Below are 26,638 nucleotides of genomic sequence, written 5' to 3'. Positions count from 1 at the left end.
TCCTTTTATTTACTATGGGCCGTGGCTAATTGATATTTGCCGGAAAATCATAGCAGGAAAATCGAAATTTATTAATCCGCAGATAAAATTAAATATGCATTAAGCTATTCGGGGCTTTTTTACGCTTGAGAGGCAATCAGATTTTCCAGCGCTTCCTGGGCTTCAAGCCAGTTTGCTTCGCTCTGTTCCAGCGCCTTTTTGCTTTCTACTTGACGGGCCAGAAGTGCGGTTAGTTTTTGTTTGTTTTCCGTATTATAAAGTAAGGGATCCGCCAATTGCCGTTCGATATCTTGAACCAGCTTATTCAGTTTATCCATTTCCCCTTCAAAGTTTTCAATCTGTTTGCGTAAAGGTGCGGTTTGTCGACGCAGTTCCGCTTCCCGGCGCTTTTGTTCCTTACGATTATAGCCGGAATTTTCATTTTCGCTTTTAGCCGCCGTTAAAACTTCGTCATTTTTGACCGCACTTTTTTCCTGAGCGTTAATTTCATTCAGCCACTTGGCATAATCCTCCAGATCGCCGTTAAATTCTTCCACCCGTTTATCATGTACCAGATAAAATTCCTCCACCGTATTACGCAACAGATGGCGGTCGTGAGAAACCACAACCAGCGAGCCTTGATAATCGATCAGGGCTTCGGTCAGCGCCTGTCGCATATCCAAATCCAGATGGTTGGTAGGTTCGTCCAACAACAGCAGGTTCGGCCGCTGCCAGACAATCAGGGCAAGTACCAAACGGGCTTTTTCACCGCCGGAAAACTGTTTTACCGCATCATTTACCTTATCGCCGTGGAAAGCGAAGCTGCCCAGATAATTGCGTAATTCCTGTTCCGTCTGCTGCGGTGCCAGTTTTTGCAAATGCCATAGGGCGGATTCCTCGGCGCGTAAGGTATCCAGCTGATGTTGGGCGAAATAGCCCAGTTGCACCCCTTTCGCCAGCTGTACCACACCGGAACGGGGTTGCAGCTCCGCCGCCAGTAATTTAATCAGGGTGGATTTACCCGCCCCGTTTTTGCCCAGTAATCCGATACGGGAACCCGGTACCAGATTGAGTTTGATTTGTTGTAAAATTTCAACCGCACTTTCTCCTTCACCATAACCGGCGGAGGCTTTGTCCAGGGTAACTAAAGGATTCGGCAGAGATAAAGGCTCCCGAAATGTGAAAGTAAATGGATTGTCCGCATGCGCCGGGGCGATTAACTCCATACGTTCCAGCGCTTTAATGCGGCTTTGCGCCTGTCTGGCTTTAGTCGCCTTGGCTTTAAAACGGTCGATGTATTTTTGCAAATGTGCGATTTTATTCTGCTGCTGGCGATAAAGCGCGCTTTGCTGCGCTAATTTTTCCGCCCGTTGCAATTCAAAAGAAGAATAATCACCCGTATATTCATTCAGTTTCTGATGTTCGATATGAATAATTTTATTGACGATGGGATCGAGAAAATCACGGTCATGAGAAATCAGCACCAGGGTACCCTGATATTGGCTCAGCCAGCGTTCCAGCCAGATAACCGCATCTAAATCCAAGTGGTTGGTGGGTTCATCCAGTAATAATAAATCCGACGGGCAAAGCAGCGCCTGGGCAAGATTTAAACGCATTCTCCAGCCCCCGGAAAAGGATTTTACCGGGAGGCTCAGTTCTTGCTGGGAAAAGCCCAATCCATGCAACAGCGATGCGGCGCGGGATTGAATCGTCCAAGCATCTATATTGTCGAGCTGTCCGTGAATCCGGGCGATAGCATTACCGTCATTAGCCTCATTCGCCCGTTCCAGTTCTTGTTGCAGGCGGCAGTAGGCGCGATCCCCTTCGATAACATAATCCAACGCTGTGGTATTTAAGGCCGGCGTTTCCTGATTTACCCAGGAGAGCGTCCAGTTGGCGGGATAGCTCACCTCGCCGCTTTCCGCCTGCATCTCTTTTTTTAGTAAGGAAAAGAGAGAGGATTTCCCGCAACCGTTTTTACCGACTAAGCCTACTTTTTGTTTCGGATTAATAGTGGCATTGGCATTTTCCAGTAAGATTGTCTGGCCGCGTTTTAAACTTAAATTTGAGAAAAAAATCATAATTTTGTATGAATTTTGTTATAGTATTACAGGGATTGTTAAGAGCTTATCAGATATGATGACAAAAGATATTTTTCAATATAAAAATCTGTCTGCGTTTATTTCGATCCCGCGGGTGTCAATTATTTTTTAATCTTCTCTATTTTTGGGTAACTTTGCAATGTTTGATTCGCTAATTGTTCAATTTGTGGTTTTATGGGCGGTCATCGATCCCATAGGCTCCATTCCGGTTTATTTAACCAAAACTGTAGGTTTGTCCTTAGAAGATCGGCGCAAAATCGCTTTAAAAGCCATTGTGGTTTCCGCCGGGATTTTACTTTTCTTTTTAGTTGCCGGACAGGCTTTGCTTGAAGCGATGCAAATTCCCCTATCCGCCTTCCAGATTGCCGGGGGGCTGGTACTTTTATTATTTGCGTTAACCATGATTTTCGGTGAAAGCAAACCGGAGCAGGAAATCAGGCTGACCACCAATTTAAGCGAGCTGGCGGTTTACCCCTTGGCGGTTCCTTCCATTGCTTCTCCGGGGGCGATGATGGCCATCGTATTGTTGACGGATAACCATCGTTTCAGCTTTTCCGATCAGCTGATTACCACCCTGATTATGCTATCCATCTTACTGATTACCTATTGGCTGTTTTTAATCGCCAACAGTATTCAGCGCTGGATCGGTAATACGGGGGCGGCGGTTATCAGCCGAGTGATGGGGTTGATTCTGGCGGCGGTGGCAATGAACAATATGCTGCTGGGAATCCGTGATTTCTTTATGCAGGTCGGTTAATGCCTTAAACAAGGAGCCTTTCGGCTCCTTATTTTTATTCCCCTTTCTCCGTTTCCGTAATTCCGTATTGAAACAGCCTGCAACAGACCTGACCGGCGGATTTTTGCTTTAATAAAGCCCATTGCTGCGGCGCCCTGAAGTCGGCTTCTTTTTCCGTTTCCACATAAATGAATGCCTCGGGATTCAGCCATTGATAAGATGCCAGCAAGTCCGCGCTTTGTTGCGCCAGTCCGAAATGAAAAGGCGGATCTAAAAACACCAGATCGAAGAGCATTTGATTCGGGGCTTGAGCAAGAAACGCCAAGCTGTCCCTTTGAATTACCCTTGCCTGCGTCGGCGGACAGTTCAGGCGCTCGAGATTTGCTTGCAACTGTTTCGCCGTCGCTTTATCCCGTTCCAGAAAGGTAACCTGTTTCGCCCCGCGCGATAGGGCTTCAAAGCCGAGGCTGCCGCTGCCGGAAAAAGCGTCCAGGCAAGTGCAGTCCCTAATATGAGGCATAAGCCAGTTAAACAGGGTTTCTTTAATTCGATCTCCGGTAGGACGCAAACCCGGCGCGTTCAGCACGGGCAGTTTCCGCCCGCGCCAGTGCCCTGCAATAATACGTACTTCGCCTTTTCCCCGCGTTGCCGGTAGGGGAGAATTAATGTTTTTTTTCATATAGAATTTAACGGAATAATGATACACTACAACAAGTTATTGTCAGTTTAACAGAAAATACAGAGAAATTTATGGCAACGGAGAAGAAAAAAGGCTTTTGGTTCTGGTTGGGATTAGGTAAAGACAAACAAAAAGCCCCGACGGATACCTCGGCCGAACTTGAAAATAATGATAAAGACCTGCCGTCCGCAGATGATATGATGCCTACGGCTGAAACGGCTGAAACGGCTGAAACGGCTGAAACGGCTGAAACGGCTGAAACGGCTGAAACGGCTGAAACGGCTGAAACGGCTGAACAAAGCCTATCCGTACCGGATACGGAGCGGGATTTAGCCTCCGTATCGGATAGTGAAAGCATAACGGCGCAAAATCTTCCGACCGGGCGGGAAGAGGAATCCGGTGATGAAGATGCTCAAGGCTTCGAGCATAAAAATAGCCAAGTGGAATACCCTCAAAGGGAAGCTCGAACCTCGGCACAACCCGATAGCCTACCACCGCCGGAAGATGAAAAAAGTGCGGTGGTTTTTAGCCGAGTTTTTTCGCCGGCACAAGATTTTCAAGATCCCCCTGGTTCTGTGGCGGCTTCCGATCCGCAAGCGGCCGAATCTTTATCGGTTCGGAATCATTCCCGGGAAGAACAGATTAAAGGTGCGGAACAGCATATTGCCGCCTCAGCCGATAATCTGACCGAAATCCGCGACAAACCGAGCGAAGGCGGATTTTTTGGTCGTTTGGTAAAAGGTCTGCTGAAAACCAAGCAAAATATCGGGGCGGGATTCCGCAGTCTGTTTTCCGGCAAGAAAATTGACGATGAGCTGTTTGAGCAACTGGAGGAACAGTTGCTGATGGCGGATATAGGTGTTCCCACCACAAGCAGAATTATCGATAACCTGACCCGGCATGCCAGTCGCGCCCAGTTAAAGGATGCGGATTTGTTGTATCAGCAACTGAAACAGGAAATGGCGGAAATTTTAAAGCCGGTGCAGCAACCCCTTGAAATAGATGGTACGAAAAAGCCCTATGTTATTCTGATGGTGGGAGTGAACGGAGTCGGTAAAACCACGACCATCGGCAAAATGGCGCGTCAGTTCCAACAACAAGGCAAATCGGTGATGTTGGCAGCCGGCGATACTTTCCGTGCGGCAGCGGTTGAACAACTGCAGGTTTGGGGCGAACGTAATCATATTCCGGTGGTGGCGCAGAGTACGGGTTCGGATTCCGCCTCGGTTATTTTTGACGCCATGCAGTCCGCCGCCGCCCGTAATATTGATGTGTTGATTGCGGATACGGCAGGGCGCCTGCAGAATAAAAATAATTTAATGGACGAACTGAAGAAAATCGTTCGGGTCATGAAAAAATACGATGAAAGCGCACCGCATGAGATTATGCTGACCCTGGATGCAGGTACGGGTCAGAATGCGCTCAGTCAGGCCAAACTGTTTCATCAGGCGGCGGGGCTGACCGGCATCTGCCTGACTAAACTGGACGGTACGGCAAAAGGCGGTGTGATTTTTGCCATCGCCGATCAGTTTAACCTACCCATTCGTTATATCGGCGTAGGGGAGAAAATCGAGGATTTACGGCCTTTTAATGCCGAGGAATTTATCGACGCCCTGTTTATACAGGATGAAGGCTAATTTTAGTGGCGCTGAGATAGATAATCTCTTCCGCCCTAAATTTTTACGCTTTGTATCTTTATCTGAGAGCGGGCGGATTTAGTGCAAATTATTGCGGATTAGTGCAGAGGTAGCGGAGATGAGAGCGCAGGGAGCTGCGGATAGCAAAATTTGTGATTTAAGTTTTCGGGTAGCCGCTTGGAATATGGTCTGCGATAAACTGATATCGCCCGAAGACTGGAAAGCGGGACCGGCGCACTGGATTAGAGCAGCCGAACAATGGCAGGATTTTAGCCCGTGCCTGGATTTTTTAGCGCCGCTGAAACGCCGCCGTTTAAGCCAACCCGCCCGCCTTTTCTTTGCCGCCGCCTGGCCGCTGAGCGAGCAGCTACAGAATATACCTGTGGTTTATGCTTCTCTGAACGGCGAGATAAACCGCAACTTCGCACTATGGCTGAGCTTATTAAGGGAAGGGGATATTTCTCCCACCTCTTTCAGCCTTTCCGTACATAACGCCTTAATCGGACAATGGTCTGAATTACGCGGCGTACGCCAGGAAATGACGGCTTTGACGGCACGTCGCGACAGCTTTGAGAGCGCCATAACCGAAGCCTGCCTGTTATTAAACGAAGGTCATCGCCGCGTATTAACGGTAATTGCCGAATCTCCGCTTTCCCCCTTATATAATGTCAAGGGGGCGGAACGTCAGCCGTTTTCTTATGCATTGGCCATGCTAATTGAAGGTGGAGAAGAGTACCGGTTGGCATTACATTGCGGCGATTATAGGGACGGAGAAACTGATAACGCACTGAATTGGGTACGGAATCAGTATTTGCAGGAAAAAACCTGGAAAACACCGGGTAGCGCGGGGAATCATTGGCAATGGTACAAAAGTTAGACTGGTTGCGCCGTTTTCTGGCAACTCTGCTCGGATTTATATTATTCGGGGTGGTCGGCGTTTTAATGAAAATACGCTTATATCCCTATACTTCGGATTTCCCTAATAATAGCCCGGAAAAACAGTTGGAGGCTCGTCGCCTAGTGGCGCGCATCTGGCGGTTTTTTGTCCGCTATCTGCAGGTTTCCGGGGTACTGGAGGTGGAGTATCATGGCTTTGAGCGCCTGGGCCGACCGGGACAGTTGGTACTGGCCAACCACCCGTCCTTGCTGGACGTGGTATTGATCTTTAGCCGCGAACCTCGCTTTAACTGTATCGTAAAAAAAGATTTATTGCATAACCCCGCCATGAAAAGTCCGATTCTGGCCTGCGGCTTTCTGCCTAACAGCGAATCCGAGGAATTACTGGAACAGGCTCACAGGGTATTATGCGAACAACCTTTATTATTATTTCCGGAAGGTACCCGTACCGGTTGGGACGCTGTGGTAAAACTGCACCGCGGAGCGGTATCCATCGGCTTGCGCAGTGCCAAGGTGATAACCCCGTTGCTGATTAAAATGACGCCGCCGAATTTTAAAAAAGGCCAGCCCTGGTATCGGATCCCGGCTCGGCGAATCCGCTATGAGTTAATTGTGGGCGAAGATATAGATCCGCGCCTCTGGCTGGCGGAAAAGCCGTTGCCGATAGCATCGCGCCGCTTAAACGCTTATCTGGAAGATTATTTTAATTCGCATAGTGCGTCTACGGAAAGTATCCGTTGAGAAGGGCCGGCGAAGTTTGTTAATTTACAATTTCTTAAACCAAGGACAAAGGGTAACTTATGGAACTGGAACAACATATCAAACAACTGATTATCGAAAGTTTGGCGCTGGAAGATATCAGCCTAGAGGATATCGCCGATGATCTGCCGCTATTCAGTGATGAAGGCTTAGGGTTGGATTCGGTGGATGCGCTTGAACTCGGCCTGGCGGTTCAGAAAAAATTTGCGCTGCAGTTCGATGCCGAACAGCAAAATATACGCGAACACTTTAAAAGTGTTGCGACGTTAGCGTCCTTTATTCGTTCTCTGCAAAACTAAGGAAGCCCCATGACGGAACAAGAAATTCAGAAGTTGCTTACGGATGCGCTGGTATCCTTATTTGAAGCCGATGCAAGCAAAATTACTGCGGATACCAATCTTTACGAAGATTTGGAAATTGACAGTATCGATGCCATTGATTTAATCGATCATATTAAACGTCAGACCGGGTATAAACTGCAGGCGGAAGATTTTCGTAACGTGCGTACCGTGCGGGATGTCATCCAGGCGGTGCTCAAACTCAGTCAGAATGCGGCGCAGTAAGTTTATTCCGTTAATCATTAATATTCTGATAAGTCTGACCAGCCTTGCCTATCCGTTGATTTGGCTAATGGCGCCGCAACAGAATCAGATCGGCGCCGCCGGGCTTGCACCGGTGTTGGCGTTGCTATGGTTTATACAGGGGTTGATTGCGGGCAAAGCGACTTATTTGCCCCGCTCTTTCAGCTTCGCCGTGGGGTTTTTTTTCTGTATTATCACCCTGAGCGGAAGATTCGGCGCCATGTACTGGTACCCCGTATTAATGAACGGGCTGATGCTGCTGTTATTCGGCGCCAGCCTGTTCAGCCGGTATTCTCTGGTCGAGCGTCTGGCCCGCTTACAAACGCCGGATTTGCCGCAGGAAGCGATCCTTTACACCAGAAGAGTAACGCAGCTGTGGTGCGCCGTATTTATCCTGAATATATTGATTACCGCAAGCCTGATTCTGTTGCATGAATATTATTACTGGGCTCTTTTCAGCGGCCTTATCTCTTATATTATTATGGCGTTAGTTATGTCGGCGGAATGGTTGGTACGCCGCCGTAAACTGAAAAAATACCGATAGCAATATGAAGATTTCCATTACTTCCTCCCATCTTCCCGGGGAGGACAAGTCCCCGAGGTTGTCCGATCTGAGGCAACGGCTGGTTTCTCACCCTTGGCTGCAGGACGCCTATATCGGCTTGCATCCGAGCCGGCAGGAGCCGCTGGCTTGGGTGGCGTTAAATAAGCCGGGTATTGCCGCATTGCGTGATAAAGGGCGCTCTCATGTGGTTGATGAACTATGCAGGTTCGTTGCCGAGGCTTATGCCCATGCACCTTTGCTCCATTTATGGCGATTTAGCCAAGCATTGCCGGCAGACAAGCAAGAGCCGAGTTTTGATCAGGCTTTCCAGCAAATCTGTTTACAACCTGCGGAGGGTCCTGTTTGGTTTAATCGTCGCCAAACGCCGGACAGCTTGCAGCTGAGCGGTGAGGTTCCGCCGGATTTAGTCTATTTTGAAGGGCATTTCAATGAGTTTCCGCTGGTACCCGGTGTCGTCGAATTGCAGTGGGTATTTGAACAGAGCGCCTTACTGATTGGTAAATCACCGCAGGCGGCACGAGTGGATAATCTGAAATTTCAAAAATTTCTGCGCCCTTACGATAATATCGAACTGATATTGCAATGGGAAAAAGCCAAAGGACGCATTGTGTTCCGGCTTCAATCCGAACAGGGAATATGTGCAAGCGGAGTGATTATCCTCAATGATTAGAATCTTTTCTCCCCCTGCGAATAAATTGATGGCCGGCGCGCCCGACTGGCGCTGGCAGGATTTTATGAATAGAGCGCAGCAAATAGCCATTCAATTACGGATTGATAATATTAATGCCGTCGCATTATGTGCGCAGGACGGCGTCTTTTTTGCCTGTGCCCTGCTGGCCTGTTTTCAGGCGAAGGTACGTGTGCTACTACCGCCTAATTTGCTGTCGGAAAATCAGGCTTGGGTCGATGAGAATGCGGATTTTATCTTTACCGATGAAGTATTGCAGGATTACGGTCTAGGGCAAAAACTTGCGAATTTTCCAACCCGTTTAAGCCTGCATGAGGACAGCGAAATCTGGCTGAAAACCTCAGGCAGCAGCGGACGTGCCAAATGTATTGTTAAAACCGCCGGACAAATGTGGGGGGAGGCCGAGGCTCTGGGGCGAATGTTGGAGGCGCGCTTTCAATTAGGTACGGAGGTACGGGTGCTGGGCTCGGTCAGTCCCCGTCATCTGTACGGGCTGAGTTTTCGTATTATGCTGCCTTGCAGCCGAGGTTGGCAAATCGGACGCAAGCAACTTGATGCCCTTGAGCTGTTAGCGGCAGGTAAGGGGGATAACTGCCTTTGGATTTGTAGCCCGACTTTGCTGCAGCATCTGCATTTTGAGCAACAAGCGGATTGCAGCGCTCCCCTTGCACTGTTTTCCGCCGGCGGATTGTTAAGACCCGAATTGACTTCCCGTTTTCAGCAACAGTTCGGTTGCCCGGTTATTGATATTTACGGTAGTAGCGAAACCGGAGTAATTGCTTATCGCTGCGGAGAGGAAATCTGGCAGGCTCTGGAGGATTGCCGTATCGGCGTCGATCAGCGCGATGCTCTGTGGGTACAAAGCCCATGGTCGGACGGCCTGCAGCAGACCGAGGATATTGTTCAAATATCCGCTTCGGGGTTTGAGTTACTCGGCCGTGCCGATCGAATTATAAAATTACATGATCAACGCATTTCTCTGCTTCGAATAGAACAGAATCTATTGGCTCACCCTTGGGTAACGGACTGTTACCTCGGTTTGCATCCGCAACGGGCGCGGTTAGTGGCCTGGGTCGCCTTAAGAGCGGATATTTTATCCGTAGCGCGTAAGAATATTATTGCGGAATTGAAAGGCCACCTGCGTCAATATGAAGAATCCTTTGCGGTACCGCGTTTTTGGCGATTTTGTGCGCAGCTGCCGCGCAACAGTCAATCTAAGCTGAGTTCTGAGGAGTTTGAACGCCTATGTCGGGAAATTCCGCAATAAATGAAAATTATCGCCCCGTCGCGCTGATTCCTCATTATAATCATGCGGATAAAATCGGCGGGGTGATTGCACGTTTACTGGCCTTCGGTCTACCTGTGCTAGTGGTTGACGACGGTTCCGATCAAACCAATCGCGCGCTGTTGAAAACACTGGAACAATGCCCCGGCGTTATGTTGGTATATCGGCCCCATAACGGCGGCAAGGGCGCCGCCATGAAAATCGCTTTCCGCCGGGCGCTAGCGAGCGGATTTAGTCATGGCTTGCAGCTGGATGCGGACGGTCAGCATCATCTGGAAGATGTTCCCTCCGTACTGGAAAAATCTCGAACCAATCCGACCGCACTTATCTGCGGTCGCCCCTGTTATGGCAGCGATGTACCCAAAGGACGTTTTTACGGGCGTAAAATCACCAATTTCTGGATCGCCGTCAACACCCTTTCCTTTGATATTCCCGACGGAATGTGCGGATTTCGCCTGTATCCGCTGCAAGCGGTAAACCAGGTTATACAGCGTTATCCGGTGGGAGATGGTATGGATTTTGATACGGATATTCTGGTGCGTTTGCATTGGCAAAACAGCCCGATGATTTGGTTTGATACGCCGGTACGCTACCACCCGGGCGGCGTTTCTCATTTCCGCGCTCTCAGGGATAATTGGTTAATCAGTAAAATGCACGCCCGCTTGTTTTTCGGTATGCTGCGTCGTCTTTGTCGAGGCAAAAATATATGAAGAAAGGGCATTGGGCATTGCAAAACGAACGCGGAAATATTCTGGCGCTGACAATTATGCGCCGGCTGGTGGCTTATTTTCCGCTATGGCTTATCAGACCGATATTGTTCGGAATAGTGTTATATTTCTATCTCACATCGCGGCGGGCGCGACGCAACATCGCCCGTTATCAGTATCGTCTGCGCCGAACCTTCCCTAAGCTTCCGCAACTCAGCGTATGGAGGCAATTTATGGCTTTCGGCGATAGCTTGTTGGATAGGTTCGCGGTCTGGCAGGGAAAAATCCGTTATCGGGATCTACTGATAGAAGACGACAAAGCGTTATTCAATATCCTGCGCAAGCCCAATCAGGGGCGGGGACAGATTTTACTTTGTTCCCATTTCGGTAATGTGGAAATCTGCCGGGCTTTTGCCAATAAACATCCTTATTTTCGCCTGAACGTTCTGGTGTACGGTAAGCACGCTCAAGCATTTAATCAAGCCTTGCAGGAGGCCGGTGCGGAGAAACTGTCGCTGATTCAGGTGGAAACGCTGAACATTGAACTGATGCTTGAGTTACAGAAACGCATCGAGGAGGGGGAGTGGATTGCGATCGCCGCCGATAGGATACCGATACGGGGGGCGAAAACAGAAAAAGTTCGCTTTCTGGGAGATAATGCCGATTTCCCGCAGGGGCCATGGTTGCTTTCCGCCCTGCTGAAAGCGCCCTTGAATACATTGTTCTGTGTAAAAGAAAAGGGCCGCTATCGGGTAAAACTGCAGCCTTTTTTGCCGGTGATTAGCGGTGCCGGTATGCGGCGTCGGCAAAATATTCTGCTGGCCATGCAAAAATATGCCGATTTACTGGCACAAGAATGTGCAAAAAATCCGCTTTTATGGTTTAATTTTTATAATTTCTGGAACGATGAGGATTAATTTTATCCCATTTTTCCTTATTTTAAGCTCTTCACGGAAAAGGAGAATATTATGAAACCCGCCAAACTTATTCTGATTACTTTAGCCGGTCTTGCCGTGGCAGCCTGTGCGCCGCGGGATACGACCCATTATTTGTCGATTAACGACGCCTTAAATTCGGCGGACGGAAAAAAAGTATTGAATCCGAATATTAAACTGTATTTTGCCCAGAATGCGCCGGGCAAAGTACTGGCACAGGGGTTGGTGAGTAATAAAAAAACCAATGCGACGCTAAAAAGCGATGAGGCGGCCTGCCGTTGGGCGTTTTTATCTGCGCTGAAACAGTTCCAAGAACGGGCGGCTTCTATGGGGGCGACAAAGGTGAGCAATATTGTCAGCTTCTATAAGAAAAACCCTTACCGCAGCGAATCCCAGTATGAATGCCATGCCGGGCGTATGATAGGGGGCGTCGCCTTGAAAGGCGATATTGTTAAATAATCCTGTTGGTTGAAATAAGGGCCGTTGTCCGAGGCAAGGGCCCTTATACTTAAGCGATGAAAATTAAAAAGCATATTTACTGTCGCCATTGTTCCGATTACGAAGTGCAGTTTTTCGATGTGGATTCCATGGATATTATGTGGCATGGCCATTATGTTAAATACCTGGAAATGGCGCGTTGTGCATTTTTAACCGATATAAATTATACCTATGACCTGATGCGGGAGCAGGGTTATGCCTGGCCCATTGTGCAGCTTAATCTGAAATATGTAAAACCCGCCCGTTTTCGGCAGAAAATCCGGGTTAATCTTGCTGTGGTTGAATACCAAAGCTGTTTGCGCATTGAATACGATATTATCGATATTGCCAGCGGTAGCAGATTGACTAAAGGTGCGACCACCCAGGTGGCGGTAGCGCTCGATAGCGGAGAAATGCAGCTGCAGACACCTCGCTCATGGTGTAAGGCGGTTGAAGCCTACGCCGGTTTTACCCCCTCGGATTTGCCTTAATAGATAAAAGTTACATGAAAAAGATTTTTTTACTTGCGGCGTTTTTGCTGTTTTCACCCGGACTTTGGGCCTTTTCTCAGGCAGAGCTGATTAAAACTCTGCAACGGCCGCAGAATACCCAAGGCATTTTTATGCAGCAACGCTTTTTAGCCTCTCTTTCCAAGCCCATTAGTGTAACGGGGCGTTTTGTTTTGGTAAAAAACAAAGGGTTGTTATGGCGAATGGAAAAACCTTTTAACGCCGACCAACGGATTCGTGCGGACGGTATCAGCCAATGGAACGGGACGGAATGGATAAACGCGGGTCAATCGAGCCAGAATCGCCAAATAGCTTTGTTCTTGGGCTTGTTGGAAGGCAATGTTTCCGCCTTGGAAAATCAGTTTGATCTCTTTTTATCGGGCGAGCCGCAAAATTGGACATTAGTGTTAAAACCGAGCGGTTTACTGATGCAACAGATTTTCGAGCGGATTGAAATTCAAGGAGATGATTCGGTTAAGCGGATTGAATTGCGCGAAAAACAGGGGGACGTTACCCTCATTAGTTTTTCCGAAATAAAAACCGATCAGCCCTTGGATCAGTTTGCCCGCGCGGCGTTGGAATAACCGAATTTCAAAATGAAGATAACAAAAATCTCCTTGGGGCGTGTTTCCCTTGGTCTTTTTTTATGCCTGTGTGCGGCCTTTTTGATGTTTTCCGTGCAGCGCGGTAGCTGGCTGCAAACGGATCTTATCGCACTATTGCCGGAACAAAACCGGCAAACGGCGCTACAGGCAGCCGCGGATAGAATTCAGGAACAGCGCCTGAATCGGCAGCTAGTGGCATTGGTCGCACTGCCTGAAGGGGCGCGAGCCTTTTCGCTGGCGGGTCAAATTGCCGAGCAATGGCGGCAGAGTGGTTTGTTCCGGCAGGTGAATGCGCAGATGAATCCGGATATTAAGGCCTTGGCGGAGGAAATCAGGCTGTTGGCTTTTGCGGTTTTACCGCAACATATTCGAACCCAACTGTTGGAGAATGCGCAAAGTTATTTTCAGCAATATGCGCAGCAATTGGTTAATCCTTTCGCCGCATACGCCCTGTTAACGCCGGATCAGGATTGGCTGGGATTCGGCCGTTTTACCCCGGCTCGCTCGCAACATTCGGGAAATATGCAATGGGACGGCGGAAGCGGTATGTTATATCGGCAGCAACAGGGAATGACTTGGGTGCTGATATATGGGGTTCTGCACCAAGAACGGTTAATTGGCGGACAGGACGCCCTGTTAAATCTGATGGAACAAAGCGCTTCCCAGGCAAGGGCGCAGGGCGGAGAGTTTTCCGCAACGGGAACCGCGCTGTTTGCCGCCTCTGCCAAGCAACGGGCGGAACGGGAAAGCCTGTTTATGAGCCTATGCGGACTGGGACTTATTCTCTTATTGTTGTTTGCTCTTTTCAGAACCCTGCGCGTATTTTGGCTGTTTTTGCCCATTGCGGCGGGAATGCTGGCCGGCATAGCGGCAACGGTATTGTTTTTCGGTCATATCCACCTGCTAACTCTGGTCGTGGGTACCAGTTTAATCGGGGTGCTGCTTGATTTTCCCCTGCATTGGCTGGCCTCTTCGCTGTTTCGGCGACGTTGGCGACCTGCGGCGGCAATGGAGGAATTACGCCTGACCTTTTTGCTTAGCCTGATGATTACCTTACTCGGCTACCTGTTGCTCGGTTTTACGCCTTTGCCGGTGCTGACTCAAACCGCGCTGTTTTCGGCGGCGGCCTTACTGACGGCAATTATGACCACCCTATTGTTTCTTCCTCTGGGTTTTAAAAATTATCGGACAAAACCCCTTTCCTATCGTATTTTTCGCCCTATTCCCGCCTTAAATATGGCGAAAGGGGTAAAAAGAGCGGTGGTTTTTGGGCTGATTTTTTTTATCGGCGGCGGTTTATATAAAAGTCAATGGCAGGACGATATTCGCCAATGGGTGGCGATGCCGCCGGAATTGTTACGACAGGCGCAGCAAATTGCCGCACTTACAGGTACCGACCTGAGCAGCCAATATTTATTGCTGGTGGCCGGCGACGAGGATAGCCTGTTGAATAAAAGCGAAGAAATCAGCCGGCAGTTGGAAAGCTTAAGACAGCAGGGCAAATTGCAGGAGTTTCAGTCCCTGAGCCAGTGGATTTTATCGGAATCCGCCCAACGGGATCTAGCTGTCCGCTTAAAACAGCATATCCTTCCCGCCGATTATGCCGCCTTAGCGCAAATCGGCTTGGAGGCGGAAAAAATCGACCGGGCATTAGCGGAACTCGCTGAGCGGCCGCCGTTAGCCCTGTCTAAGGCGCTGGATACCCGGTTGGGACAAGCCTGGGCAAATTTATATTTAGGAGAGTTAAGGCCCGGTTATATCGGAGCGGTGATTAAAGTCAGCGGCATTCAGGATATGACTTCCGTACGGCAACTGGCGAATCGGAAGGATATTTTCTGGCAGGACAAACCTAGCGAGCTGAACCAAGCCTTTCAGCAGACCCGGGATCAGGCGGCCTGGCTGAAATTGATTTCTTTTGCCCTGGCGGCATTATTATTGTGGAAGCTATTCGGTGGGGAGAAAACCTTACAAATGCTGCTGATTCCGCTGTTTTCCATTGTGGCGACAATCGCCTTGTTCGGTTGGTTGGGGTTGCCTATCAGTTTGTTTGCTATGTTCGGCTTGTTGTTGGTTTCCGCCATTAGTATTGATTATACCGCCTATATGCAGACCGTAAGGGCGCCTTTGGCGGCGAAACGAACAGCGGTTAGTCTGGCCTCCCTCACTACTATGCTATCTTTCGTTTTATTGGGTTTCAGCAGCACGCCGGCGGTAGCCGCATTCGGGCTGAGTGTGAGCATTGGGGTCGGGATCAGCCTGTTAGCAACTTTAAAATTTTTACGCTAAACTAACAAGGCTTCCCCGGGCGGTGCAAAGCCGCCGCTAAGAAAAAGGACAAGGAAAAAGAGAAGGTTAAGGGAATGTTAAAGAAGTTTGGTCTGTTGCTGTTGGTATTAACCCTGAGTGCATGTTCCTCGGGGCTGAAGGTGGTCGAGCTACCCTTACAGGATAGAGCAAGCCGTTTGTTTAAGGTGGAAGCTTATCATCATAATCTTGTGGTGCAAACCAGCTTATTGGCGGTTGAATACCGGCCCGCTCAGTGGCGCTGGGTACAAAGCAATCTTATCGGCGCGCCCTTAGCCAGAGCGATTTTATCGCCGCAGGGGTGGCGGAATGACGGTTTTATTATGCCGAATAAGCAGGCTATTGCGCTTTTTTCCGCTTTAGCCAGCGGGCTTAATCCGCAGCACCCGCCTTTTGCTTTCAGTTCCGTGCAGGAAACGGCACAGGGAAGGATCTATAGGGTGCAGAATCGGGAGCTATGGCGGGTTTCGCATCAACAGGGAATTTTTTATATTGATTTGGCGGACGGCAGCCGCTGGCGAATAACAGAAATCGATCAGGAAGAATGATAACCATGACAGGCATAAGTCCATTATTTTTAAGTGCGCCGGCTATGCTCAGCAGCCTGGGGGAAGGAATTCTCTCCCATTGGCAAGGAATACTGGGCGGCGGCGATTCGCCCCTGGCCGAAACCGATGAACCCTTTCGACGTTGGGGTATTTCGCCTAAATCGGCGATACTCGGGCGGATAACCGCCGAATTACGTCCCTTTCCCACCGATGTTCCTGCAATCCACCGTAGCCGTAATAATCACCTGCTTTGGCAAGCCTTACAACAGATTGAAGGGCAAATATACGGGGTCATAGAGAAATACGGAGCGGCCAGAATCGCGACGGTAATAGGTTCTTCCACTACGGGGGCGGATGAAAATATTCCCTTGTTTAAATATGCCGCCGAGCATAACGACTGGTCTGCCGTTGCTTTTAATCAGCAACAACAGCTTTTTTCCGCACCGGCGGATTTCATTGCGCACAGATACGGATTGCATGGGCTTTGCTACGGTATTTCAACGGCCTGCACTTCCGGCGCCAGAGCTTTGATTAGTGCGGCCAGGTTATTGCGTGCCGGGCTGTGCGATGCGGTGATTTGCGGCGGCGTGGATAGCCTTTCTCCTTTAACCGTCAGCGGCTTTGGCGCCTTATCGGTGCTTTCCGCACGGCGTACCAATCCCTTATCGGCGAACCGAGCCGGGATTAATATCGGCGAAGGAGCGGCCGTCTTTATCATGACGAAAGAAATGCCCGAACGGGATAGCGTCGCTTTCTTGGGTTATGGTTCAAGCAGCGACGCCTATCATATGTCTTCTCCCCATCCGGAGGGGGCGGGAGCGATTGAAGCTTTTGAACGGGCTTTAGGTTCGGCGGCACTGGAGGGGGAGGATATCGGCTGGATTAATCTGCACGGTACCGGCACCCTGCATAATGATCGAATGGAGAGTATTGCGGTGCATAAAGTATTCGGCCCCAATGTTTACTGTACTTCCACCAAAGCTTATCACGGACATACTCTGGGGGCGGCGGGCGCCTTGGAAGCGGCGATGTTGTGGGCGGCCATCAGCCGAACGTACAACCCGGAAGGCCGCCTGCCGCCGCAGTTGTGGGATAAATGTGCGGATCCTCAATCGGCGCCCTTACGCATTACCGATAAGCATAGCCGTTGGCCGGCGGGCAGACGTATTGCCGCCAGCAGTTCCTTTGCCTTTGGCGGTAATAATACGGTTTTGATTCTGGGAGAAAAAAATGCCTGAACTTCGTTGCCCGATAGAATCTGTCGCCCCCCTGTTGCCGCATAGGGGACGGATGATACTTATTGATCGCGTTTGTGATTTCGGCGCCGATTTTTTACTGGCCGAAGCCCATATCGGGACGGATCACATTTTGCTCAGAAACGGAGAGTTCGATACCTATGCGGGTATCGAAATTATGGCGCAGGGCGTTGCCGCCTGGGCAGGTTGTCAGGCGTTAACGGCCGGCGAAGAAGTACGACTGGGCTATCTACTGGGATGCCGTCGGCTGCATATTCATCAGGCCAAAATTGCACTTGGTACTCGCTTGCAGGTGCGGGTGGATCTGTCCATTCAAGATAATAATTCCGGTTTCGGCGTGTTTGATTGTCGTTTGATTGATGCAGAGAATGCTAAGTTGTTGTTGGAAGGGGCGCTGAACGTTTTCAGCCCGAAATAAACCATCAGGGAGTTATATGAGTGAGAGCGTATTAATTACCGGCTCCAGCCGAGGAATAGGTAAAGCCATCGCCCTTAAATTGGCGCAGTCGGGTTTTGAAATAGTGGTGCATTGCCGCAGCCGGATTGAACAGGCGCAGGAAGTGGTAAGCCAGATTGAACGGAACGGCGGACGAGCCAGAGTCTTGCAGTTCGATGTATCGGATCGAGCGCAAAGCGCCCTAGTGCTGACACAGGATATTGAGGCTCGAGGCGCCTATTACGGCGTTGTTCTAAATGCCGGATTAACCCGGGATAATGCTTTTCCGGCCCTAAGCGAAGAGGATTGGGATAAGGTTTTACGCACTAATCTGGACGGTTTTTACAATGTGCTTCATCCGATTATGATGCCGATGATTCGGCGCCGTAAAGCCGGCCGTATTGTTTGCATCAGCTCGGTTTCCGGATTAATCGGCAATCGCGGCCAGGTTAACTACAGTGCTTCCAAAGCCGGATTGATAGGGGCGGCTAAAGCCCTGGCGGTTGAACTGGCTAAACGTAAAATTACGGTGAATTGCGTAGCGCCGGGGCTGATTGATACCGAAATTGTAGATGAAAATGTTCCCGTTGCCGAAATACTGAAACTTATTCCCGCCGGACGTATGGGAAGCGCACAGGAAGTGGCACATGCCGTAGATTTTTTGATGGATGAAAAGGCGGCTTATATTACCCGTCAGGTTATCGGCGTAAACGGCGGCTTGTGCTAAGAAAAGAGCGGTGGATTTAGAGCAAAGTTTTTTACACGGATTTTTTATACGGATAGGTAAGAGGCAAAGTGCCGTATCGGGGGATTTGTGCCTGTGGCGGGTGCGGATGATTAAGGATTCTAATTTAACAAAGAGAACAATAGATTGAAAAGAGTGGTTATTACCGGTATCGGTGCGGTTACTGCATTCGGTCGCCATTGGGCGCCGATCAGGCAATGTTTTCAGCATAAGAAAAGCGCCGTACGCAGTATGGATTTTGGGGCGTTGTACAAGGATTTGGAAGCCTGCTTAGGTGCGCCTATTCCCGATTATCAGCCGCCGGCGCAATGGACGCGTAAACAGATGCGCAGTATGGGACGGGTTTCCATGTTGTGCGTGGATGCGGCGCAACAGGCGTTAACCGAGGCGGGGCTGTTTGTCGACGGCGAAATCGCCGCTTATTTGAAAGACGGCCGCCTTGGCGTGGCGAGCGGCTCTTCCACCGGCAGCACTAAAGACGTTTGCGCTCTGAGCGAATTGATGTTGAGCGGGCAGTCATCGAATTTTAGCGCCAATACCTATGTGCGTATGATGCCCCATACCACTGCGGCCAATATCGGCATTTTTTTCGGTCTGACCGGGCGGATTATTCCCACGTCCAGCGCCTGTTCGTCGGGCAGTCAGGGCATCGGCTACGCCTATGAGGCGATAAAATACGGAATGATTCCGATGATGCTGGCGGGGGGCGGCGAAGAATTCTGCCCGTCGGAAGTTTATGTTTTCGATGCCCTATATGCCGCCAGCCGTAATAATGATCACCCCGATCAAACGCCGCGTCCCTATGATCGCGAGCGCGACGGACTGGTTATCGGCGAAGGGGCGGGTATTTTCGTTCTGGAAGAACTGGAGCATGCCCTAGCGCGCGGTGCAAATATTATTGCGGAAATTGTGGGCTACGGCGCCAATAGCGACGGCAGTCATGTAACTCGCCCGCAGCGCGCCACTATGCAACGCTGTATGGAACTGGCTTTAAAAGATGCGGGTATCGGGCCCGAAAAAATCGGCTATGTTAACGGACATGGTACCGCTACGGAACAGGGAGATATCGCCGAAACCCAGGCGACGCAAGCGGTTTTCGGCAGCAATATGCCCATCAGTTCGCAAAAAAGTTATCTGGGGCATACCTTAGGAGCCTGTGGTGCGTTGGAGTCCTGGTTTTCTATTGAGATGATGAGGGACGGTTGGTTTGCCCCCACCTTGAATCTGGAAAATGTTGACGAGCGCTGCGGCAAACTGGATTATATTCGCGGTGAGGGGCGGGAAATTTACACCGATTATGTAATGAATAATAATTTTGCCTTCGGCGGCGTGAATACCTCCCTGATTTTTAAACGCTGGCGCGATTGATTTTGGCGCCGAGCTTATTGCCGAGGATAAGGAAAAAGTGCGGTTAAAAATTCTGATTTTTTATCCGCTACGCTATGGCGTAAACAGTTTTATCCGATGTTTAAAACGGGCATAATATGCGTTCGGGAATTTTGCGGACGGCAAAGACAGCAGATTAAAGAGAGAAATAAATGATACGTTTTGCAAATGTGAGTAAAGCCTATCTCGGCGGAAAGCCTGCCCTACAGGGGCTAAGCTTTCACTTGCCGGCAGGCGGCATGACTTATTTAACCGGCCATTCCGGCGCAGGGAAAAGCACCCTGCTGAAACTGATTATGGGCATGGAACGCGCTAACGGGGGACAGATTTGGTTTAACGGTCATGAAATTACCCGTTTATCCCGCTACGAACTGCCTTTTTTACGTCGTCAGATCGGCATGGTGCATCAGGATTACCGCCTGCTATCCGATCGCAGCGTGGTGGATAATGTGGCGCTGCCTTTAATTATCGCCGGTTTTCACCCCAAAGATGCGCATAAGTACGCTTTGGCTTCTCTGGATCGAGTGGGTTTGCGCGAGCGGGCCAATCATTTGCCGGCCCATTTATCCGGCGGTGAGCAGCAGCGGGTGGATATTGCCCGCGCGGTGGTACATAAACCGCAATTGCTGCTGGCGGACGAGCCGACCGGTAACCTGGACGAGAAATTATCCCTTGATATTCTCGGCTTATTTGAGGAGTTTAACCGCATGGGCATGACGGTGCTAATCGCCACCCATGATCTTAATTTGATTCAACATAAACCCAAACCTTGCCTGGTGCTTGAGCAAGGCCATTTACGTTAAGGTGGGAAAAATGAGTTCAAGACAGGCGCCTTTCTGGGTGCAAATGAAATATGTACTGAGCCAAGTATGGACGGATTTGGCCCGGAAAAAATACGGCACTATTTTAACCGTGCTGGTGATTGCGGTTTCTCTGACCATTCCTACCGTTAGTTTTTTGTTGTGGAAAAATATTCATCTGGCCGCCACTCAATTCTATCCGGACAGCGAGCTGACCGTCTATTTGCATAAAAATCTGAATGAGGACGATGCCAATGCGGTGGTGGAGAAAATTCGCCGGCAGGAAGGCATAGAAAGCCTGAATTATATTTCTCGCCAGCAGAGTCTGAATGAATTTCGCTCTTGGTCCGGCTTCGGCGAAGAACTGGATATTCTGGATGACAATCCGTTACCGGCGGTGGTGATGATTAAACCGAATAAAGAATATCAGGCCTCGGAAAAACGCCAGCGTCTGTACGCCGATTTAAAAGAAATTAAAGGCGTGCAGGAAGTTCGTTTGGATAACGACTGGACGGAAAAACTGACCGCGCTTACCTGGCTGATTGCCCATGTGGCGATTTTCTGTACCTTGCTGATGACCATTGCGGTTTGTCTGGTTATCGGCAATAGCGTACGTTCCGATGTTTACAGCAGTCAGGCCGGTATTGAAGTGATGAAACTGCTGGGGTCGACGGAACAGTTTATTTTGCGTCCCTTCCTCTATACCGGGATTATCTACGGTGTGCTGGGCGGTTTTTTTGCCTGTTTCTTCAGCAGCCTGCTGATCGGTTATTTTACCGGGGCGGTAAAATACGTAACCGATATTTTTGCCGTTAGTTTTAATATTAACGGATTGGGTTTGGGCGAAGTGCTGTTCTTATTGGTAATCTGTGCCGTAATCGGCTATGTTTCGGCCTGGTTGTCGGCTACCCGGCATATTAAATTTTTAGATAAACCTCGGTAAAAGCAGCGCTTGGATAGTGGAAAATCGGCGGAAGTTTAACTTTCGCCGTTTTTTTTACAAAAAACTTGATTTCGCCCCAATGATTTTGTAATTATCAACAGAGATTATGCAAACACAATATTAATAACAAGAGGTACTCATTATGAAAAATGTCGGTTTTATCGGTTGGCGCGGAATGGTCGGCTCCGTATTAATGGATCGTATGCAGCAGGAAGGGGATTTTGCCAATATTAATCCGCTCTTTTTTACTACCTCTCAGGCCGGGCGGAAAGCACCTGTATTCGGCGGTAAGGATGCAGGCTTGTTAAAAAACGCCTTTGATATCGAAGAACTGAAAAAAATGGATATTATTCTAACCTGTCAGGGCGGTGATTATACCAATGAAGTGTACCCGAAACTGAAAGCCGCCGGTTGGGACGGTTACTGGGTGGATGCCGCATCGGCATTGCGGATGGAAAAAGACGCCATTATCGTATTGGATCCCGTTAATCAGAAGGTGATCAGCGAAGGGTTGAAAAACGGAGTGAAAACCTTTGTGGGCGGTAACTGCACCGTCAGCCTAATGTTAATGGCGCTGGGCGGTTTATTCGAACATGATCTGGTGGAGTGGATTTCCGTCGCAACCTATCAGGCCGCCAGCGGTGCCGGTGCTAAGAATATGCGTGAGCTGCTGGTGCAGATGGGGCGGCTGGAAGACAGCGTAAAAGCGGAACTGGCGGATCCCGCCGCTTCAATTCTGGATATCGAACGTAAAGTTACCGCAACCATGCGTGCCGACAGCTTCCCTGTGGATAATTTCGGTGCGCCGTTGGGCGGTAGCCTGATCCCTTGGATTGATAAATTATTGGATAGCGGACAGACCAAAGAAGAATGGAAGGGTTATGCGGAAACCAATAAAATTCTCGGTTTAAGCGATAATCCGATTCCGGTGGACGGACTGTGCGTGCGTATCGGCGCCCTGCGCTGCCACAGCCAGGCCTTTACCATTAAATTGAAGAAAGATATTCCGTTGGCGGAAATCGAGCAGATTCTGGCCGGCCATAATCAATGGGTTAAGGTGATTCCGAACGATAAAGAAAGCACCTTACGCGAATTGACCCCGGCTAAGGTTACCGGCACCCTGAGCGTACCAGTGGGACGCTTACGCAAACTGGCGATGGGGCCGCAATATCTGGCTGCCTTTACCGTGGGCGACCAGTTACTCTGGGGGGCGGCGGAACCTGTGCGCCGTATCCTGAAACAGCTGGTGGCTTAATGTCGGGTTTTCAGCTTAAAAGTGCGGTGGAAAAACCGCACTTTTTTTCCGTATCATGATGATGTCGCCGCAATCCGATTTCTCCCGCTTCGCCTTAGAGCGGCTCTTACCCTTTGCTTACAGCGCCCCTATTTGTTATATGGCGGGGGCGAAAGGTTGTCGCATCGCTTACCGCCATTATCGGCATGAACGCTTGCCGGGGCGGGAAGGAAAACTGGTCGTTTTGGTAAACGGGCGCGCCGAAAATATGCTGAAATGGGCGGAACCCGCTTATGAGTTTTATCGGCGCGGTTGTGATGTCTTACTCTTTGATCACCGCGGGCAGGGTTATTCCCAACGCCTGTTGAAGAACGGGGAAAAAGGCTATATCGATGAATTCCGCTATTATGCTCGGGATATGGATTCTCTACTACGCCATATCAACGGCGATTATGCCTATGCACGTCAGTACCTGCTTGCCCATTCCCTCGGCGCTCTAATCAGCACCCATTATCTGGCCGATTATGATCACAGCATCAGCCGTGCGCTGTTATCCGCACCTTTTTACGGGGTTCCCTTAACGCGTCCGCTACGGGATCAGGCGATTATCGCCCTGATGCTGTTGCTCGGTCGGGGGAAAGACTATGTTATCGGAAAAGGCCCCTATAAAGCGGCCGATATTTATCACAACCCGCTAAGTTCCGATATTGAACGTATCCGCTGGATGAACCGGATTAACCGCAAATATCCGGAGCTACGTCTGGGCGGCCCGACCTTCCGTTGGGTGCATTTATGTTTGCAGGCGATCCGCCGCTTGCCGCAACTTATTCCCCGTATTGAAATACCGGTAATGATATTGCAGGCGGAGCGGGACGAAATAGTATCCAATAAACACTTAGCCGAACTGAGCGCTCTTTTCCCGCAGGGACAACATCGGCTGGTTGCGGGCGCCAAACATGAAATAATGTTCGAAGGGGAATCGCTGCGCAGTCGGGAGCTGAGCAGAATTTTCGCTTATTTTGAGGGGGAATAGCGGATCTTTTCGTTATGCCTTCCGCTTTTCCCTTTTTCCTCTTTTTCTTCTTCCTTTTCCCTTTTTCTTGGTATCAGCTTTGCGCTCGGGAGGATTTAAAGCAAACAAGGCTGACCACTTTGTTTATTTGCAAACTTTGAACTACATCACAAAATGGCAAAAAACTCCCTTCTATTTTCAATAATTTGATCCGTATAACATATTTGCAACCTGAATTCACATACAATGCCTAGACTTTCGATTTTAAATATTAACTTTGATGAGGTGATGTATGACAGATGTAAACAAATTGATTCAGCAGCTTGGCGAACTTGGTATTTATGACGTAAAAGAAGTTGTCTATAACCCGAGCTACGAATTACTCTATGAAGAAGAAACCAAATCCGGTTTGGAAGGTTTTGAGAAAGGGCGGGTAACCAATCAGGGTGCGGTCGCCGTAGATACCGGTATTTTTACCGGACGTTCGCCGAAAGATAAATATATCGTACTGGACAAACAAACCGAAAATACGGTTTGGTGGACCAGTGAAAAAGTTAAAAACGATAATAAACCGATGAACCAGGAAACCTGGCAGAGCCTGAAATCCATCGTAACCGACGAGCTGTCCGGCAAACGTCTGTTCGTGGTGGACGCATTCTGCGGGGCGAATCCGGATACCCGTCTGGCGGTGCGTATTATTACCGAAGTGGCTTGGCAGGCACATTTTGTTAAAAATATGTTTATCCGTCCGAGCGAACAGGAGTTGGTGAATTTCAAACCGGATTTCGTGGTGATGAACGGTTCTAAATGTACCAACCCGAACTGGAAAGAACAGGGGCTGAATTCCGAAAACTTCGTCGCCTTTAATATTACCGAGGGTATTCAGCTTATCGGCGGTACCTGGTACGGCGGTGAAATGAAGAAAGGTATGTTCTCGATGATGAACTACTTCCTGCCGCTGAAGGGCATCGCTTCCATGCATTGTTCCGCCAATGTGGGCGAAGACGGCGATGTTGCGGTATTCTTCGGCCTGTCCGGTACCGGTAAAACCACCCTGTCCACGGATCCGAAACGCCAGCTAATCGGTGATGACGAGCACGGTTGGGACGATGACGGCGTATTTAACTACGAGGGCGGCTGCTACGCCAAAACCATTAATCTTTCACCGGAAAACGAACCCGATATTTACGGCGCAATCAAACGCGACGCCTTATTGGAAAACGTGGTTGTATTGGCGAACGGCGATGTGGATTATGCGGACGGCTCAAAAACCGAAAATACCCGCGTTTCTTACCCGATTTATCATATTCAGAATATCGTTAAACCGGTTTCTAAAGCCGGTCATGCCACCAAGGTCATTTTCCTTTCCGCCGATGCTTTCGGCGTGTTGCCGCCGGTGTCTAAATTAACGCCGGAACAGACAAAATACTATTTCCTATCCGGTTTTACAGCCAAATTGGCGGGTACCGAACGCGGTATTACCGAACCGACGCCGACTTTCTCCGCTTGTTTCGGCGCCGCTTTCTTATCGCTGCACCCGACGCAGTATGCGGAAGTGCTGGTGAAACGTATGCAGGCCGCCGGTGCGGAAGCTTATTTGGTGAATACGGGTTGGAACGGCAGCGGTAAACGTATTTCCATTAAAGATACGCGCGGTATTATCGATGCGATTCTGGACGGTTCCATCGAAAAAGCGGAAATGCATAAATTACCGATTTTCGATTTCTCCATTCCTAAGGCTTTACCGGGGGTGGACGCTGCTATTCTGGATCCGCGCGATACCTATGCGGATGCGGCGCAGTGGGACGAAAAAGCTAAGGATCTTGCCGAACGTTTTGTTAAAAACTTTGAAAAATATACCGCTACGGCGGAAGGTCAAGCCTTGGTTGCCGCAGGCCCTAAATCATAATATGGGCTAGCAGGCATATAAAAATATGCCCCGCCGGTTTATACCGACGGGGCTTTTTTTCATTCGAACTAAAGGGCGTTACGCTTGGCATCAATCTATAAAAGGGAGAAACCTGCGGGACCCTCTTTAGCCGTTTTTATTCCTTAGGCGATAATTACCCGGATATGTTTTTCTTCGCTCAGAATCCGTCGCATTTCGGGGTCGATACCCTTATCGGTAATAATCGTATTCACTTTGTTTAGCGGGCAGACCACGTTCGGGCTGCGGCGGGTAAATTTGGAAGAGTCCGCCAGTACCACGATTTCCCTGGCCGCATGGCACATCGCTTTGCTGACCCCGTGCACTTCGTTAAAGGTGGTCAGACCCAGATCGAGATCGAAACCGTCGGTACCGATAAAAAGCTTATCAAAAGAAAACTTATCGAAGGTGGACTCCGCCAGAATACCGTGAAAGGAGCCGGATTTGGTGCGATAGGTTCCTCCGCACATCAGCAGTTCGTGTTCACAGTCCAAACTGACCAACGCATTGATAATATGCAGGCTGTTGGTCATAATGGTCAGGTTTTTCAGGCGCGCCAGAAAAGGTACCATTTGCAATACCGTACTGCCGGAATCGACAATAATGGAATCGCCGTCTTTCAGCAGTTCCACCGCGGCGGCGGCAATACGTTTTTTAACTTCAAGATTAATATTGGTTTTATTGGTGATTGGCAAGTCGCCTTCTTCATTTGCTGCGGCGGCCAGAATTACGCTGCCGTAAGTGCGCAGGACTTTATTCTCTTCTTCAAGGGCGGTTAAATCCTTACGAATTGTGGTGCCTGTGGTATTAAAATAATCGGCCAAACGTTCCACCGGCGTTTTACCGTGAATAGATAAGTAATCCAGAATCGCAATCTGTCTTTCTTTAGGTTTCATAAAATCCTGA

28 protein-coding genes are annotated in these 26,638 nt (G+C 49.5%); 25 read left to right on the top strand and 3 right to left on the bottom strand.

The genetic code is table 11. The features are described from left to right. Positions 1–119: 119 nt before the first annotated feature. Positions 120–2,060, bottom strand: a complete 1,941-nt coding sequence (locus EDC45_RS06655) for an ABC transporter ATP-binding protein (RefSeq protein WP_133544739.1) — start codon at positions 2,058–2,060, stop codon at positions 120–122. A gap of 160 nt (positions 2,061–2,220) precedes the next feature. On the opposite strand from EDC45_RS06655, the gene EDC45_RS06650 reads away from it, so the two are divergent. After that, a complete protein-coding gene (locus EDC45_RS06650; protein ID WP_133544737.1) occupies positions 2,221–2,838 on the top strand; it encodes a MarC family protein in 618 nt (205 codons plus the stop codon). 34 nt (positions 2,839–2,872) lie between these two features. Here the strand turns inward: EDC45_RS06650 and rsmD are convergent, their stop codons facing one another. After that, positions 2,873–3,496: a 16S rRNA (guanine(966)-N(2))-methyltransferase RsmD gene (rsmD, locus tag EDC45_RS06645; RefSeq protein WP_133544735.1), complete on the bottom strand. Its 624-nt coding sequence runs from the start codon at positions 3,494–3,496 to the stop codon at positions 2,873–2,875. Positions 3,497–3,567: 71 nt separating this feature from the next. Here rsmD and ftsY point away from each other — a divergent pair, with 71 nt between their 5' ends. The 24 genes from ftsY to pckA all read left to right on the top strand — a co-directional run bounded on the left by ftsY (position 3,568) and on the right by pckA (position 25,714). Next, complete coding sequence (gene ftsY, locus EDC45_RS06640) at positions 3,568–5,133, top strand: signal recognition particle-docking protein FtsY (protein ID WP_133544733.1); 1,566 nt, start codon at positions 3,568–3,570, stop codon at positions 5,131–5,133. 118 nt (positions 5,134–5,251) lie between these two features. Next, positions 5,252–6,010 carry a beta-ketoacyl synthase chain length factor gene (locus EDC45_RS06635; protein ID WP_133544731.1) on the top strand — a complete coding sequence of 253 codons (759 nt, stop codon included), beginning with the start codon at positions 5,252–5,254 and terminating at the stop codon, positions 6,008–6,010. Next, positions 5,995–6,771: a lysophospholipid acyltransferase family protein gene (locus tag EDC45_RS06630; protein ID WP_133544729.1), complete on the top strand. Its 777-nt coding sequence runs from the start codon at positions 5,995–5,997 to the stop codon at positions 6,769–6,771. The genes EDC45_RS06635 and EDC45_RS06630 overlap by 16 nt, the downstream gene beginning before the upstream one ends. A gap of 59 nt (positions 6,772–6,830) precedes the next feature. Beyond that, positions 6,831–7,088 carry a phosphopantetheine-binding protein gene (locus tag EDC45_RS06625; protein WP_133544727.1) on the top strand — a complete coding sequence of 86 codons (258 nt, stop codon included), beginning with the start codon at positions 6,831–6,833 and terminating at the stop codon, positions 7,086–7,088. A gap of 9 nt (positions 7,089–7,097) precedes the next feature. Continuing rightward, on the top strand, positions 7,098–7,352 hold the full coding sequence (locus tag EDC45_RS06620; protein ID WP_133544725.1) for an acyl carrier protein: 255 nt from the start codon (positions 7,098–7,100) through the stop codon (positions 7,350–7,352). Then, positions 7,339–7,914 carry a COG4648 family protein gene (locus EDC45_RS06615; RefSeq protein WP_133544723.1) on the top strand — a complete coding sequence of 192 codons (576 nt, stop codon included), beginning with the start codon at positions 7,339–7,341 and terminating at the stop codon, positions 7,912–7,914. Before EDC45_RS06620 ends, EDC45_RS06615 begins: the two co-directional genes overlap by 14 nt. A 4-nt stretch (positions 7,915–7,918) precedes the next feature. Further along, the gene (locus EDC45_RS06610) at positions 7,919–8,605 is read left to right on the top strand and encodes an ApeI family dehydratase (RefSeq protein WP_133544721.1); all 687 of its coding nucleotides are present in this window, start codon (positions 7,919–7,921) and stop codon (positions 8,603–8,605) included. Beyond that, positions 8,598–9,890 (top strand): AMP-binding protein, encoded by a 1,293-nt coding sequence (locus EDC45_RS06605; protein WP_243728773.1) that lies wholly within the window; start codon positions 8,598–8,600, stop codon positions 9,888–9,890. The genes EDC45_RS06610 and EDC45_RS06605 overlap by 8 nt, the downstream gene beginning before the upstream one ends. Beyond that, positions 9,869–10,618: a glycosyltransferase family 2 protein gene (locus tag EDC45_RS06600; RefSeq protein ID WP_133544719.1), complete on the top strand. Its 750-nt coding sequence runs from the start codon at positions 9,869–9,871 to the stop codon at positions 10,616–10,618. Before EDC45_RS06605 ends, EDC45_RS06600 begins: the two co-directional genes overlap by 22 nt. Further along, entirely contained in the window at positions 10,615–11,532 is a 918-nt protein-coding gene (locus EDC45_RS06595) for an LpxL/LpxP family acyltransferase (RefSeq protein ID WP_133544718.1), read from the top strand. Before EDC45_RS06600 ends, EDC45_RS06595 begins: the two co-directional genes overlap by 4 nt. Positions 11,533–11,583: 51 nt before the next feature. Next, positions 11,584–12,009 carry an excinuclease ABC subunit A gene (locus EDC45_RS06590; protein ID WP_133544716.1) on the top strand — a complete coding sequence of 142 codons (426 nt, stop codon included), beginning with the start codon at positions 11,584–11,586 and terminating at the stop codon, positions 12,007–12,009. Between the two features lie 62 nt (positions 12,010–12,071). Further along, a complete protein-coding gene (locus tag EDC45_RS06585; RefSeq protein ID WP_208107254.1) occupies positions 12,072–12,518 on the top strand; it encodes an acyl-CoA thioesterase in 447 nt (148 codons plus the stop codon). Between the two features lie 14 nt (positions 12,519–12,532). After that, complete coding sequence (locus tag EDC45_RS06580) at positions 12,533–13,120, top strand: LolA family protein (protein WP_133544712.1); 588 nt, start codon at positions 12,533–12,535, stop codon at positions 13,118–13,120. An 18-nt stretch (positions 13,121–13,138) separates the two neighbouring features. Next, positions 13,139–15,427: an MMPL family transporter gene (locus EDC45_RS06575; RefSeq protein WP_424960664.1), complete on the top strand. Its 2,289-nt coding sequence runs from the start codon at positions 13,139–13,141 to the stop codon at positions 15,425–15,427. A 74-nt stretch (positions 15,428–15,501) separates the two neighbouring features. After that, a complete protein-coding gene (locus EDC45_RS06570; protein ID WP_133544708.1) occupies positions 15,502–15,993 on the top strand; it encodes a hypothetical protein in 492 nt (163 codons plus the stop codon). Positions 15,994–16,007: 14 nt separating this feature from the next. After that, positions 16,008–17,231, top strand: coding sequence for a beta-ketoacyl-ACP synthase (locus EDC45_RS06565; RefSeq protein ID WP_133544832.1), 1,224 nt, complete (start codon positions 16,008–16,010; stop codon positions 17,229–17,231). Then, the gene (locus EDC45_RS06560) at positions 17,224–17,667 is read left to right on the top strand and encodes a hotdog family protein (protein ID WP_133544706.1); all 444 of its coding nucleotides are present in this window, start codon (positions 17,224–17,226) and stop codon (positions 17,665–17,667) included. The genes EDC45_RS06565 and EDC45_RS06560 overlap by 8 nt, the downstream gene beginning before the upstream one ends. Positions 17,668–17,683: 16 nt before the next feature. Continuing rightward, a complete protein-coding gene (gene fabG / locus EDC45_RS06555) occupies positions 17,684–18,412 on the top strand; it encodes a 3-oxoacyl-ACP reductase FabG (protein ID WP_133544704.1) in 729 nt (242 codons plus the stop codon). 144 nt (positions 18,413–18,556) lie between these two features. After that, on the top strand, positions 18,557–19,798 hold the full coding sequence (locus EDC45_RS06550; protein ID WP_133544702.1) for a beta-ketoacyl-ACP synthase: 1,242 nt from the start codon (positions 18,557–18,559) through the stop codon (positions 19,796–19,798). A 170-nt stretch (positions 19,799–19,968) separates the two neighbouring features. Further along, positions 19,969–20,619, top strand: coding sequence for a cell division ATP-binding protein FtsE (ftsE, locus tag EDC45_RS06545; protein ID WP_133544700.1), 651 nt, complete (start codon positions 19,969–19,971; stop codon positions 20,617–20,619). Positions 20,620–20,629: 10 nt separating this feature from the next. Further along, complete coding sequence (gene ftsX, locus EDC45_RS06540) at positions 20,630–21,559, top strand: permease-like cell division protein FtsX (RefSeq protein WP_133544698.1); 930 nt, start codon at positions 20,630–20,632, stop codon at positions 21,557–21,559. A 142-nt stretch (positions 21,560–21,701) separates the two neighbouring features. Then, positions 21,702–22,814, top strand: coding sequence for an aspartate-semialdehyde dehydrogenase (gene asd, locus EDC45_RS06535; RefSeq protein WP_133544696.1), 1,113 nt, complete (start codon positions 21,702–21,704; stop codon positions 22,812–22,814). A gap of 61 nt (positions 22,815–22,875) precedes the next feature. After that, complete coding sequence (locus EDC45_RS06530) at positions 22,876–23,826, top strand: alpha/beta fold hydrolase (RefSeq protein WP_133544830.1); 951 nt, start codon at positions 22,876–22,878, stop codon at positions 23,824–23,826. 271 nt (positions 23,827–24,097) lie between these two features. Then, positions 24,098–25,714: a phosphoenolpyruvate carboxykinase (ATP) gene (pckA, locus tag EDC45_RS06525; RefSeq protein WP_133544694.1), complete on the top strand. Its 1,617-nt coding sequence runs from the start codon at positions 24,098–24,100 to the stop codon at positions 25,712–25,714. Between the two features lie 143 nt (positions 25,715–25,857). On the opposite strand, the gene srlR is transcribed toward pckA, so the two are convergent. Then, entirely contained in the window at positions 25,858–26,628 is a 771-nt protein-coding gene (srlR, locus tag EDC45_RS06520) for a glucitol operon DNA-binding transcriptional repressor SrlR (protein ID WP_133544692.1), read from the bottom strand. Between the last annotated feature and the right edge of the window lie 10 nt (positions 26,629–26,638).

Source organism: Mesocricetibacter intestinalis (assembly GCF_004363295.1).
In the GTDB taxonomy this organism is placed as follows: domain Bacteria; phylum Pseudomonadota; class Gammaproteobacteria; order Enterobacterales; family Pasteurellaceae; genus Mesocricetibacter; species Mesocricetibacter intestinalis.
The sequence above is the reverse complement of the archived record's forward strand: the minus strand, read 5'-3'. Positions and strand labels throughout refer to the sequence as shown.